The sequence below is a fragment of the Pseudomonas sp. DTU12.1 genome (assembly GCF_009873475.1).
Classification (GTDB): Bacteria; Pseudomonadota; Gammaproteobacteria; order Pseudomonadales; family Pseudomonadaceae; genus Aquipseudomonas; species Aquipseudomonas proteolytica.
This window is the reverse complement of sequence record NZ_CP045254.1, coordinates 1904736-1917948: the sequence shown is the minus strand read 5'-3', so window position 1 is coordinate 1917948 and position 13213 is coordinate 1904736. Positions and strand designations below refer to the sequence as shown.

Annotated in this window: 14 protein-coding genes; all 14 read right to left on the bottom strand. The window is 62.0% G+C overall.

Annotation, left to right across the window (positions count from 1 at the left end; all coding sequences use genetic code 11):
- Nucleotides 1-22: 22 nt before the first annotated feature.
- Nucleotides 23-1339 carry a flagellar biosynthesis protein FlhF gene (gene flhF, locus GDV60_RS08500; protein WP_029292553.1) on the bottom strand — a complete coding sequence of 439 codons (1317 nt, stop codon included), beginning with the start codon at nt 1337-1339 and terminating at the stop codon, nt 23-25.
- A gap of 11 nt (nt 1340-1350) precedes the next feature.
- Nucleotides 1351-3465 carry a flagellar biosynthesis protein FlhA gene (flhA, locus tag GDV60_RS08495; RefSeq protein WP_169852090.1) on the bottom strand — a complete coding sequence of 705 codons (2115 nt, stop codon included), beginning with the start codon at nt 3463-3465 and terminating at the stop codon, nt 1351-1353.
- A 134-nt stretch (nt 3466-3599) separates the two neighbouring features.
- Complete coding sequence (locus tag GDV60_RS08490) at nt 3600-3803, bottom strand: cold-shock protein (RefSeq protein ID WP_159906864.1); 204 nt, start codon at nt 3801-3803, stop codon at nt 3600-3602.
- A 328-nt stretch (nt 3804-4131) separates the two neighbouring features.
- Nucleotides 4132-5268 (bottom strand): flagellar biosynthesis protein FlhB, encoded by a 1137-nt coding sequence (gene flhB / locus GDV60_RS08485; RefSeq protein ID WP_029292547.1) that lies wholly within the window; start codon nt 5266-5268, stop codon nt 4132-4134.
- 3 nt (nt 5269-5271) lie between these two features.
- A complete protein-coding gene (fliR, locus tag GDV60_RS08480; RefSeq protein ID WP_029292545.1) occupies nt 5272-6057 on the bottom strand; it encodes a flagellar biosynthetic protein FliR in 786 nt (261 codons plus the stop codon).
- 4 nt (nt 6058-6061) lie between these two features.
- On the bottom strand, nt 6062-6331 hold the full coding sequence (gene fliQ, locus GDV60_RS08475) for a flagellar biosynthesis protein FliQ (RefSeq protein WP_003192936.1): 270 nt from the start codon (nt 6329-6331) through the stop codon (nt 6062-6064).
- Nucleotides 6332-6335: 4 nt separating this feature from the next.
- A complete protein-coding gene (fliP, locus tag GDV60_RS08470; RefSeq protein ID WP_029292538.1) occupies nt 6336-7079 on the bottom strand; it encodes a flagellar type III secretion system pore protein FliP in 744 nt (247 codons plus the stop codon).
- Nucleotides 7079-7513 (bottom strand): flagellar biosynthetic protein FliO, encoded by a 435-nt coding sequence (fliO, locus tag GDV60_RS08465; protein WP_256679364.1) that lies wholly within the window; start codon nt 7511-7513, stop codon nt 7079-7081. Before fliO ends, fliP begins: the two co-directional genes overlap by 1 nt.
- Before the next feature lies 1 nt (nt 7514).
- Complete coding sequence (gene fliN / locus GDV60_RS08460; protein ID WP_029292534.1) at nt 7515-7982, bottom strand: flagellar motor switch protein FliN; 468 nt, start codon at nt 7980-7982, stop codon at nt 7515-7517.
- Nucleotides 7983-8037: 55 nt separating this feature from the next.
- Nucleotides 8038-9006, bottom strand: a complete 969-nt coding sequence (gene fliM / locus GDV60_RS08455; protein WP_029292532.1) for a flagellar motor switch protein FliM — start codon at nt 9004-9006, stop codon at nt 8038-8040.
- Nucleotides 9007-9015: 9 nt separating this feature from the next.
- The gene (gene fliL, locus GDV60_RS08450; RefSeq protein WP_029292530.1) at nt 9016-9519 is read right to left on the bottom strand and encodes a flagellar basal body-associated protein FliL; all 504 of its coding nucleotides are present in this window, start codon (nt 9517-9519) and stop codon (nt 9016-9018) included.
- Between the two features lie 202 nt (nt 9520-9721).
- Nucleotides 9722-11044 (bottom strand): flagellar hook-length control protein FliK, encoded by a 1323-nt coding sequence (locus tag GDV60_RS08445; RefSeq protein ID WP_159906862.1) that lies wholly within the window; start codon nt 11042-11044, stop codon nt 9722-9724.
- Nucleotides 11045-11134: 90 nt separating this feature from the next.
- Nucleotides 11135-11476, bottom strand: coding sequence for an Hpt domain-containing protein (locus GDV60_RS08440; RefSeq protein WP_092234563.1), 342 nt, complete (start codon nt 11474-11476; stop codon nt 11135-11137).
- 30 nt (nt 11477-11506) lie between these two features.
- Nucleotides 11507-13207 (bottom strand): fused response regulator/phosphatase, encoded by a 1701-nt coding sequence (locus GDV60_RS08435; RefSeq protein WP_159906860.1) that lies wholly within the window; start codon nt 13205-13207, stop codon nt 11507-11509.
- Between the last annotated feature and the right edge of the window lie 6 nt (nt 13208-13213).

Below are 13213 nucleotides of genomic sequence, written 5' to 3'. Positions count from 1 at the left end.
TGCACTGTGTTTCATGTTGCCTTCAGCCGACCCGCTTGGCTGGGTTGTGATAGAGGTCGGCGAACATATCCGCCATCGCCTCTTCACTGGGTTCGTCCTGCATTTGCACACTGACTGCACGGCTGACCAACTGATGACGGCGCGGCAGATGCAAGTCATCCGGGATCCGCGGCCCGTCGGTCAGGTAGGCGACCGGTAGTTCATGGCTGATGGCAAGGCTCAACACTTCGCCCAGGCTTGCCGTTTCATCCAGCTTAGTCAGGATGCAACCGGCCAGCCCGCAACGCTTGTAGCTGTGGTACGCAGCAGTCAGAACCTGTTTTTGGCTGGTTGTTGCAAGTACCAGGTAATTTTTCGACTTGATCCCACGCCCGGCCAGGCTTTCCAGTTGCATGCGCAACGCCGGATCGCTGGCTTGCAGGCCGGCGGTATCGATCAGCACCACGCGCTTGCGCAGCAGCGGGTCGAGGGCGTTGGCCAGGGATTGGCCCGGGTCGACATGGGTCACCGGCACATTGAGGATGCGGCCCAGCGTCTTGAGCTGTTCCTGGGCACCGATGCGGTAGCTGTCCATGCTCACCAGGGCAATATTGTGGGCGCCGTACTTAAGTACATAACGGGCGGCCAGCTTGGCCAGGGTGGTGGTCTTGCCCATGCCGGCAGGGCCGACCATGGCAATCACGCCACCTTCTTCAAGGGGTTCGATTTCCGGGGTCTGGATCATCCGCGCCAAGTGGGCCAGCAGCATGCGCCAGGCCTGGCGAGGTTCTTCGATACCGGTGGTCAGCTCCAGCAGGTCACGCGACAACGGGCCGGACAAGCCGATGCGTTGCAGGCGACGCCAGAGGTTGGCCTGTTGCGGCTTGCTGCCTTGCAACTGGTTCCAGGCCAGCGAGCCCAACTGCACTTCCAGCAGTTCGCGCAGGCCGTTGAGTTCAAAGCGCATCGAGTCGAACACGCGCTGGTCGACCGCCGCAGCCGGCGCCGGCGCAGCAGGGCGCGGCGGCTCGACGAAGGTCGGCTCCACCAGGGGCTCGGCCGCGGTCAGCGGCAGGCCGGCAAACAGTTGGCGGTTGGTGGTCGCATCGCTGTCGCCACGCATGCTCAGCTCGGCCTGGGCCGAGACAATGCGCGAGGCGGTCTTGCGCAACTCGTCTTCGAGTTCCATGTTTGGCACGCGCGGCGCCAAGGCCTGGGGTTTGTAATCCAGGGCAGCCGTCAGCTCGACACCGCCGGCAATGCGACGGTTACCGATAATCGCTGCGTCGGCGCCCAGTTCATCACGAACCAGCTTCATGGCCTGACGCATATCGGCGGCGAAAAAACGCTTTACTTGCATAACCCACTACCTCAGCCGTTGGGCCCTACTGTCGCGACGATAGTCACTTGCTTGTTGTCAGGAATTTCCTGATAAGCCAATACGTGCAAATTCGGTACTGCCAGGCGTCCAAACCGCGACAACATCGCCCGGACGGGGCCGGCTACCAGCAGAATCACCGGTTGGCCCTGCATTTCCTGACGTTGTGCGGCGTCGATCAACGAACGCTGGAGCTTTTCAGCCATGCTTGGCTCCAGCAAGACGCCCTCTTCCTGGCCTTGTCCGGCCTTCTGGATACTATTGAGCAATATTTGTTCCAACCTTGGTTCCAAGGTGATTACAGGCAGCTCAGAGTCAAGCCCTACAATGCTTTGGACGATGGCACGCGACAAACCGACGCGCACCGCCGCCACCAGCGCGGCAGTATCTTGACTCTTGGCAGCATTGTTGGCGACAGCCTCGGCAATGCTGCGAATATCGCGCACCGGCACCTGTTCGGCCAACAGCGCCTGCAAAACCTTGAGCAGTTGCGACAGCGACAACACCCCCGGCACCAGCTCTTCGGCCAGTTTAGGCGAGGCCTTGGCCAGCAATTGCATGAGTTGCTGGACTTCTTCGTGGCCAATCAGCTCGTGGGAGTGCTTGTACAGAATCTGGTTGAGGTGCGTGGCGACCACCGTGCTGGCGTCGACCACGGTGTAACCCAGCGATTGTGCCTGGCTCCGCTGGCTGACTTCGATCCACACCGCGTCCAGGCCAAAAGCCGGATCTTTGGCGGTTATGCCGCTCAGGGTGCCAAATACCTGCCCGGGGTTGATCGCCAACTCGCGGTCGGGATAGATCTCGGCTTCGGCCAGGGTCACGCCCATCAGCGTCAGGCGATAGGCGCTGGGGGCCAGGTCGAGGTTGTCACGGATATGCACGGTGGGCATCAAAAAGCCCAGGTCCTGCGACAACTTCTTGCGCACACCCTTGATCCGCGCCAACAACTGGCCGCCCTGGTTGCGGTCCACCAGGGGGATCAGGCGGTAGCCGACTTCCAGGCCGATCATGTCGATGGGCGTCACGTCATCCCAGCCCAACTCCTTGGTTTCCTGGGCACGGGCCGGCGACGGTAGCAGGTCCTGCTGGCGTTCCACCTCTTTCAAGGCCTGGACCTTGACCGTGTTCTGCTTCTTCCAGAACAGGTACGCGCCGCCAGCGGCCAGGGCGGCCATGCTCAGGAACGAGAAATGCGGCATGCCCGGCACGATGCCCATGATCGCCATGATGCCGGCCGCCACGGCCAGGGCCTTGGGCGAGGCGAACATCTGGCGGTTGATCTGCTTGCCCATGTCTTCGGAGCCGGACGCACGGGTCACCATGATCGCCGCAGCTGTTGATAACAACAGTGATGGCAATTGCGCCACTAATCCGTCACCGATGGTCAGCAGGGCGTACACCTTGCCCGCATCGCCGAAAGTCATGCCGTGCTGGAAGATCCCCACCGCCATGCCGCCGATCAGGTTGATAAACAGAATCAGCAAGCCGGCGATGGCGTCGCCGCGCACGAACTTGCTCGCACCGTCCATGGAGCCATAGAACTCGGCTTCCTGGGCCACCTCGGAACGGCGGGCCTTGGCCTGGTTCTGGTCGATCAGGCCGGCGTTGAGGTCGGCGTCGATTGCCATTTGCTTGCCGGGCATCGCGTCGAGGGTAAACCGCGCGCTCACCTCGGAGATGCGCCCGGCCCCCTTGGTCACTACCACGAAGTTGATGATCATCAGGATCGCAAACACCACGATACCGACCACGTAGTTACCGCCGATCACCACCTCACCGAAGGCCTGGATCACCTTGCCCGCCGCAGCGTGACCGTCCTGGCCGTGCAGCATCACCACCCGCGTGGAGGCCACGTTAAGGGCCAGGCGCAGCAGCGTGGCAACCAGCAAAATGGTAGGGAAGACCGCGAAATCCAACGGCCGCAGCGCGTAGACGCAGACCAGCAGCACGACGATCGACAGGGCAATGTTGAAGGTGAAGAACACGTCCAGCAGGAACGGCGGCATCGGCAACATCATCATTGCCAACATCACCAGCAGCAACAGCGGCACACCCAGATTGCCTCGCGAGAGGTCTGTCAGGGTGCCACGGGCTGTGCTGAACATATTAGAGCGATCCACCGGTATTCCTCGTGTCCCTTAAAGCAAAACTTTGACGCCAGGAGGCGACTTGAAGGCGCTGTTGCAAGAAGCCTTCCAACTTTTGCTTGAGGACTACCGGTGGTACGCCAGGATGCTGGCTAGAGCGGCCTGACGTCTACCGCTTGCTTGCCTTTTGGACCCTCGCTGACATTGAACTCGACCTTTTGGCCCTCTACCAGTGCCCTGTAACCACTACTGGCAATGCCGGAAAAGTGAACAAACAGGTCCTCTGCGCCACCGTCCGGCGTAATAAAGCCAAAGCCCTTTGAATCGTTGAACCACTTCACTGTGCCCGTTGCCATTGCCCGTCTCCCGGATCAGCCCATTCTTCACGGCCTATCAAAGCGCGCTACGCGAGTGCCGGCTACTGTCAAAGTTGACAGGTTGCGCGCAACTTCAGACCGATGGTAAGGGCTTGCAGGGGGCTTATGGATCGTCTGTGGGTTGTGGATTTGTCTGTGGCGAGCGGGCTTGCCCCGCGCTGGGCTGCGTAGCAGCCCCAATAGGGCCGCCGCGTAGTGCCAGGCAAACCGAGGCGGCTGGTTTTGGGGCTGCTTCGCAGCCCAGCGCGGGGCAAGCCCGCTCGCCACAAACAACCCCCTAAAACCCAGGCAAGCCCCCAGTTGCTACTCAGGAATCGCGCTGCAAATCCGGCGGAATCGGCAAATCCTTGAGCGGATCCGGACGCTTGCCCTTGCCCGCACGGTATTGGCGAATCTGGTAGACATAGGCCAGCACCTGCGCCACCGCCAGGTACAGCCCGGCCGGGATTTCATGGTCAAGGTCGGTTGAGTAGAAGATCGAACGCGCCAGCGCCGGTGATTCCAGCAGCAGGATGTCGTTGGCCTGGGCGATTTCGCGGATTTTCAAGGCGGTGAAGTCACTGCCCTTGGCCAGCAACAGCGGCGCACCGCCCTTCTCGGCGTCGTATTTGAGCGCCACGGCATAGTGGGTCGGGTTGGTGATGACCACGTCGGCATCGGGCACCGAAGCCATCATCTTGCGCTGGGACATCTCGCGCTGCAGCTGGCGGATGCGCTGCTTCACTTCCGGCTTGCCTTCCTGGTCCTTGTGCTCGTCGCGCACTTCCTGCTTGGTCATCAGCAGTTTCTTGTGGCTTTCCCACAGCTGGATCGGCGCATCCACCGCTGCAATCAGGATCAGCCCGCAGGCCATCCACAATGAGCTCCACCCCACCAACTGCACACTATGGATGATTGCCAGGTCCAGCGGCTCATGGGCGATACGCAGCAGGTCGTCGATATCTGACTTCAACACCACCAACGCCACGAACAGGATGATAAAGAATTTCGCCAAGGCCTTGAGCAGCTCCACCACGGCCTTGGCGGAGAACATGCGCTTGATCCCGGCACCGGGGTTCATCCGGCTGAATTTTGGCGCCAGGCTGCCAGCCGCAAACAGCCAGCCGCCCAAGGAGATCGGCCCGATGATCGCCGCCAGGAGCAAGGTGATCAGCACCGGTTGCGCGGCAAGGATCGCGATCTTCCCCGAATGCAGCAGGTAGATGCCCATGGCACGCGGGTCCAGCAGCACTTCCCGGGGCAGGGAGAAGTTGTGCTTCATGATTTCCATCAGGTCCTGGGCCAGGCCGCCGCCGTAGATCAGCAGGCCACCGGCACCGGCGAGCATCACCGCGAGGGTGTTGAGCTCTTTGGAGCGGGCAATCTCGCCCTTTTCCCTGGAGTCCTTTTTACGTTTCTCCGTGGGGTCTTCTGTTTTGTCCTGACCACTCTCGCTCTCGGCCATGGCTCAGCGCGCCCGTGCCAGATCACGTAAGAACTGCAAGGCGTCACTGGCCAGCGGTTGATACTGATTGAGAATGTCAGCCAGGCCGACCCAGAAAATCCCCAGGCCCAACACCAGGGTCAGCGGGAAACCAATGGCAAAGATGTTCAACTGCGGCGCGGCGCGGGTCATCACGCCGAAGGCAATGTTGACCACCAGCAGCGCGGTGATCGCCGGCAGCACCAGCAGCAACGCGGCGCCCAGCACCCAACTGAGACGACCGACCACTTCCCAGAAGTGATTGACGATCAAGCCCTCGCCCACCGGCAAAGTGGTGAAGCTCTCGGTGAGGATCTCGAACGCCACCAGATGGCCGTTCATTGCCAGAAACAGCAAGGTCACCAGCATGGTCAGGAACTGCCCGATCACCGCCACCGATACGCCGTTGGTGGGGTCGACCATGGAGGCGAAGCCCATACCCATCTGGATCGAGACGATTTGCCCGGCAATCACGAAGGCCTGGAAGAACAGGGTCAGGGAGAAGCCCATCAAGGCGCCGATCAGGATCTGTTCGGCGATCAGCAACAGCGCACTGAGGTCCAGGGCGTTGACCGGCGGCATCGCTGGCAGCGTCGGCACGATGACCACCGTAATCGCTACCGTGAAAAACAGGCGTACGCGCTTGGGGACCAGCGTGGTACCGATCACCGGCATGGTCATCAGCAAGGCGCCCACCCGAAACAGCGGCAGGATGAACGCAGCCACCCAGGTGCTGATCTGGGTGTCGGTCAACGCCAGCAAGGACTGCATCAGGTCAGCCGATCAACTGCGGAATACTGCCGTACAACTGCAGGATGTATTCCATGAAGGTCTGCACCAGCCAGGGGCCGGCAACGATCAGCGTCACCAGCATCACCAGCAGGCGCGGAAGGAAGCTCAAGGTTTGTTCGTTGATCTGCGTGGCGGCCTGGAACATCGCCACCAGCAAACCCACCAACAGGCTGGGCACCACCAGCACGGCGACCATCAGGGTGGTCAGCCACAGTGCTTCACGAAACAGGTCGACGGCGACTTCCGGAGTCATGGCGCTATACCCCTCCGAAACTGCCGGCCAGGGTGCCGATAATCAGCGCCCAACCATCCACCAATACAAACAGCATGATCTTGAACGGCAGCGAAATGATCAGCGGCGACAGCATCATCATACCCATGGCCATCAGCACACTGGCCACCACCAGGTCGATGATCAGGAACGGGATAAAGATCATGAAGCCGATCTGGAACGCGGTCTTGAGCTCGGAGGTGACAAACGCCGGCACCAGGATGGTCAAGGGTGCCTGGTCCGGGCTGGCGATGTCAGTGCGCTTGGACAGGCGCACGAACAGCTCCAGGTCGCTGGAGCGGGTCTGCGACAGCATAAAGTCCTTGATCGGGCCCTGGGCCTTTTCCACCGCGTCCTGGGCCGTCATTTTCTCTGCCAGGTAGGGTTGCAGGGCTTGCTGGTTCACCTTGTCGAACACCGGCGCCATGATGAACAGCGTCAGGAACAGCGCCATGCCGGTGAGGATCTGGTTCGAGGGGGTCTGCTGCAGGCCCAGGGCCTGGCGCAGGATCGAGAACACGATAATGATCCGGGTAAAGCTGGTCATCAGCATGACGAACGCCGGGATAAAGCTCAGCGCGGTCATGATCAGCAGGATCTGCAGGCTGACCGAATACTCCTGGGCGCCGGCCGCATTGGTGCCCAGGGTGATCGCCGGGATCGACAACGGGTCCGCGCCGAACGCCAGCGGCGCTGCCAGCAACAGCATGAGCGTCAGTAGAACGCGCATTACTTCTTATCCTTCTGGTCCTTGCCCATCAGCTCCATCAGGCGCTGGGCGAACTCCGGTGTGGCGGGCTCGGTCTGGGCCACGCTCACCGGATGCTTGAGCACATGCAACGGGGTAATACGGCCTGGGGTGAGGCCGAGCAGGATCTGCTCTTCGCCCACCTGCACCAGCACCAGGCGATCACGCGGCCCCAAGGCCCGCGAGCCCACCAGCTCAATGACCTGGGCGTTGCCCGGGCCGATGCGTTGCACCCGGCGCAACAGCCAGGCGAGGACGAAGATCAGCCCCACCACCAGCAACAGGCCCAGCACCAACTGGGTCAGCTGCCCCGTCACGCTGGCGCCGGCGGCGGGCACGGCGACCTGGGCCACCGGTTCAGCCGCCATCACGCCCAGGGGCAATGCCCACACGAGTCCCAGCCAGCGGCGCGCCATCTCAGCGCAGCTTCTTGATACGTTCGCTGGGGCTGATCACGTCAGTCAGGCGGATGCCGAACTTCTCGTTGACCACTACGACTTCGCCATGGGCAATCAATGTGCCGTTGACCAGCACATCCAGCGGCTCGCCGGCCAGGCGGTCGAGCTCGATCACCGAACCCTGGTTGAGCTGCAGCAGGTTGCGGATATTGATCTCGGTACTGCCCACTTCCATGGAGATCGACACCGGGATATCGAGGATCACGTCCAGGTTCGGACCATCCAGCGATACCGGCTCATGGTTCTTCGGCACGCTGCCGAACTCTTCCATAGGCAAGCGGTTGCCCACGGGTGCAGTGGCGGCGTCGGCGGCCAGCAAGGCGTCGATATCGTCCTGGCCTGCATCGCCGGTTTCTTCCAGGGCTGCCGCCCATTCGTCAGCCAGGGCCTGGTCTTCGGCGGAAGTGTTTTCGTGTTCGGTAGCCATTACATGTCCTCGGCGCAGCAAAAATCATGAATTAGGGATGCATCATCGGGTTGAGTCAGCGACGGTTGATCGGCTCGACCACCTGCAACGCCAGGTTGCCCTTGTGGGAACCGAGCTTGACCTTGAACGACGGCACGCCGTTGGCGCGCATGATCAATTCGTCTGGCAGTTCGACAGGAATCACATCCCCCGGCTGCATATGCAAAATGTCCCGCAGGCGCAATTGGCGACGCGCCACGGTGGCGCTCAGCGGCACGTCGACATCCAGCAGGTCTTCGCGCAGGGCCTTGACCCAGCGTTCGTCCTGGTCGTCGAGGTCGGACTGGAAGCCCGCATCGAGCATCTCGCGCACCGGCTCGATCATCGAGTACGGCATGGTCACGTGCAGGTCGCCGCCACCGCCATCGAGTTCGATGTGGAAGGTGGAGACCACAATGGCTTCGCTGGGCCCGACGATGTTGGCCATGGCCGGGTTCACTTCCGAGTTGATGTACTCGAAATTGACTTCCATGATCGCCTGCCAGGCTTCCTTCAAATCGATAAAGGCCTGCTCCAGCACCATGCGCACCACGCGCAGCTCGGTAGGCGTGAATTCACGGCCTTCGATCTTGGCGTGACGGCCGTCGCCGCCAAAGAAGTTGTCCACCAGCTTGAACACCAGTTTGGCGTCGAGGATGAACAGCGCGGTACCACGCAGGGGCTTGATCTTGACCAGGTTGAGGCTGGTGGGCACGTACAGCGAATGCACGTACTCGCCAAACTTCATTACCTGCACGCCGCCCACTGCCACGTCCGCCGAGCGGCGCAGCATGTTGAACATGCTGATACGGGTGTAGCGGGCAAAACGTTCGTTGATCATCTCCAGGGTCGGCATGCGTCCACGGACGATGCGATCCTGGCTGGTCAGGTCATAACTTTTGACGCTGCCGGGCTCGGCAGCCATTTCGGTCTGTACCAGACCATCGTCGACGCCATGCAACAGGGCGTCGATTTCATCCTGGGACAGCAGGTCTTGCACGGCCATGTCGTGATCCTACTGCAATACGAAATTAGTGAAGAGTGCCTGCTCGACCACGACTTTGCCCAGCTCTTTCTGGGCCACTTCCTGCACACTGGCAGTGACTTTCTGGCGCAGCATTTCCTGGCCCACCGGGGTGGCCAGGCTGTCGAAACTCTGCCCGGAGAACAGCATCACCAGGTTGTTGCGGATCACCGGCATATGCACCTTGAGGGCATCGAGGTCCGCCTGGTTGCGCGCCAGCAGGGAAATACTCACCTGCAGGTAGCGTTGTCGACCGTTCTGGTTGTAGTTGGCGACAAAGGCCGGGAGCATCTGCTCGAAGATTGCCGGTTGCTTGACGTTGCTGGCGGTCTCGGCCGCAGGTACCGGCTTGCTCTGGGCACTGTGCATAAAGTACCAGGTAGCCCCCACCGACACGCCGATGGCCAATAACAAGGCCAGGACAATCAACAGGATCATCTTGAGCTTGCCCTTGCCTGCTGCAGGAGCTGTTGCTGCGTCGTCACTCTTCGCCATGCCAATAATCCGTCACTATTCGGGGTTTCATAGATCCACGGGAAGGCAAGAGCAAGTGTTATGCCAGAGTTGTCACGGTTTTCAGCAACGCTACAAAACCAGTGTGGGAGCTGGCTTGCCTGCGATAGCGGTGTGTCAGGCACGAGCTATATTGCTGACCCACCGCTATCGCAGGCAAGCCAGCTCCCACAGAGGTCAGGTTTCAGGCGTAGTAGTCCACGGCGCTGGAGCCGATGACGGATTGGGCTATCGGCGCCGCCACTTCGGTGACTTCGCCGGCAAGGCCAGTGTCATGCCCATCGTTGTGCCCACCACTGCCACTGACACCACGGGCCTGGTTCTGCTGTTGGTCCTGGCCCTGGCCCTGCCAGCCACGGGACTGGTCGGACACGTTCACATCGACCTGGCCCATGCCCTGCTGGGCGAACATCTCCCGCAGGCGCCCGGACTGGCTTTCCAGGGCCTCGCGCACGGCGGCATGGCCGCTCATGAAATTCACCTGGGCCTGCTGGTCGGCGGTGATGTTCACGCGGATATCCAGGCGCCCCAGTTCGGCCGGCTGCAATTGGATATCGGCAGACTTGAGGTTGGCGCTGGACAGGTACATGACCCGGTTCACCACTTCCTCGGTCCAGCCACCCTGGTGCATGGCCAGCGGCTGGTTGTTCAGCGGCAAGGCGTTGGCAGTCTTGGGCGTGGCGGCCTGGGTCAAGGCGGCCAGGCGATTGGCGAAGTCATCGACGCGGGTGTCGCTGCTCGCGCCTTTCAAATCCTTGAGGCCATCTTCGATCAGGCCACTGAAAGCCTTTTCGCCCCCCTGGTCGGTGCTGTCCTTGGCCGCCTGCTGGTCGACCATGGCCGCCAGGCCGTTGGTGAAGTTCTGCGCGGCGGTGGGTTCAGCCTGGGCCGGCAAGTTCTTTTGCGCCGCCTGGCTGCTGGCTGAGACATGGCCGCCCTGCTCCATCGCCAGGCGCACCGCCGGCAACGAGTCCAATGGATCGGCTTCGGGGTCGAAGGCCGGCGCGACCTCTTCCGTGACCGGCAGCGTGGTCACCAGCAGCGGCGTGCTGACGTCATCTGCCGCGCCAGCCTGGGCCGCCACTGGGGCGGGGGCCACCGCCGCGATCACGGCTGGATCAAGCACCGGGTCGACTGCCGGTGGCTGGGCTTGCGCCAGATCCTTGTCGGCACTTTTATCGTCATCGCTGCTGGCTGCCGCGTCTGCCTTGGCGGGCGGCGTGGCAGGCAAAGTCTTGCCGCTATCGGCAACTGCTGGAGTGCCAGCGGCAGGCTTGTCGTTGCCGACATCCTTCTTCGCGCTGGCCTCGGCCGGCTTGTCGCGGCTGGGCTTGGGCGCCATTTCCACAGCCTTGGAAGGTGCCGCCTTGGACTCCTTGGCGAACACCTGTGCAAAGCCTGGCGCTTTGGCCCGCGCGTCCGCGGCCGTTGCCTGCGCATTGGCGGGGGAAGCCTGCGGCTTGACCGCGGGGGCGGCCTGCAGGAGCGAGTTGGGGGCTAGAGGCATAGTTCAGGTCTCCGCTGCGCAGGGTCGAGGGCGCAGGCAGAAGATAGAGAGCAAAAGTCGGGCCAGCTTTGCAAACCGGCCCGGGCAACCCTAGAAGCGCTGGCGCTCCGATTCATACAGCGGCTTGACCAAGGCAAACTCGTGGTCGATCTGGTCGACCAGTTTGCCCAGGTCGGTCACCTGCGCCTTGGCTGATTCTGCCTCCAGGCGCTGGCACAGCCGCGCCAGGCGCACCGCACCGAGGTTGCCGCTGCTGCCCTTGAAGCTGTGGGCAATCTGCCCCAGCGCCTTGGCGTCATCGCGCGCCTTGCGCAGTGCTTCGACGCGCTTTTGCGAGTCATCGAGGAAGGTGTCGAGCAAAAGGGGGTATTCACCCTCCATCACTTCCCGCAACCCCACCAACACTTCAGGGTCCATATGTATCTGCGTCACTTGCTCGCTCCTTGATCAAGAATCGGCGGATTATGCCAGAGCCACCCAGCAAAACTCCACGCACACGCTGCGCCCGCCATCGGTCCAGCGTACATCGCTGCTCAGTTGCCGGACCAGGTTCAGCCCGCGCCCAGACAGACGGTCGATATCCAGGGGCCGCGCCAGCATGGCTTCCACGTCAAAGCCCGGACCACTGTCTTCGATACGCAAGCTCAGGCGCCCACCCACTTCGGTCGGCAGCACATCCACATGTATGCGCACATAACCACTGTTCAACTGGTCGAGCCGCTCGCTGCGCAGGCGATAGTAGCGGGCAAAGCCCTGCACATCGCGCTTGAGCTGGGAGTCCAGGCCCAGCACGCCATGCTCCAGCGCATTGGAATACAACTCGGCCATTACGCTGTACAGCGCGCCACTCTGGCCGCGCAGGCCGTGGATTTCCAGGAGCAGTTGCAGCAAGTACGGCAACGGGTTGTAACGTTTTAGGGTTTCGGCGCGAAATTCAAAACTCACTGACCAGTCCAGCGGGCACGACTGCCCACTGTCGGTGTATTGCATGGTCGAAGAATGCAAAACCTGGCCGGGCAACAGGCTGATTTCCACCAGGCTCACATCATCGCGTACCTGGCCACGAAACCCGGCAAGGGCTTGTTCGATTTCCTCAAACAGGCGCTCAGGCTCGCGGTTGGCGGCGAACACCTCAAGCAAACGCTCCACCCCAAACAATTGTTCGCTGGCATCCGCCGTATCAATCACCCCATCGGACAGCAGGAACACCCGATCCCCCAGGGCCATCGGCCAGACTTCAGTGCCATCGTCAAAGACCTCGGGCGCCAACACGCCCAGCGGCAAATGCCGGGACACCAACGGCGTGCGCCTGCCGGTGGCCACTTCATGCACATAGCCATCGGGCATCCCGCCGTTCCATACCTCTACTACCCGCCGCTGCACGCTGAGGCACAACAGCGTGGCGCAGCAGAACATGTCCACCGGCAGGATGCGCTTGAGCTTGGCGTTCATCTCCCGCAGGGTCTGCGCCAGGCCATAGCCTTTGGCGGTCATGCCGTAGAACACCTCGGCCAGGGGCATCGCGCCGACGGCCGCCGGCAGCCCATGGCCGGTGAAATCACCCAGCAGCACGTGCATGTCCCCCGATGGCGTGTAGGCCGCCAGCAGCAGGTCGCCGTTGAACAGCGCATAGGGTGATTGCAGGTAGCGAATATTCGGGGCCGCGTTGATGCAGCCGGAGTGGGCAACCTTGTCGAACACCGCCTTGGCCACCCGTTGCTCGTGCAGCAGGTAGTCATGGTGGCGGGCGATCAGGTCGCGCTGCTCGAGGACCGTGGCCTGCAACCGGCGCAGGCGGTCCATGGCGTTGATCTTCGCCGCCAGGATGACCTGGTTGTAGGGCTTGGCCAGAAAGTCGTCGCCGCCGGCATCCAGGCAGCGCGCCAGGGCTTCACTCTCACGCAGGGAGGTGAGGAAGATGATGGGCACCAGCGCCTCGCCAGCCAGCTGCTTGATCTGCCGGGCCGCCTCGAAGCCGTCCATCACCGGCATCAGGGCATCCATCAACACCAACTGCGGGCGGTCGCGGGCAAACACCTGCACCGCTTCGGCGCCATTGCTGGCGGTCAGCACGTGATGGCCCTGGCGGCGCACGATGGTCGAGAGCAATAGCAGATCAGTGGCGCTGTCTTCGGCGATCAGCACGGTCAGGGTTTCAGGCACTTGAGT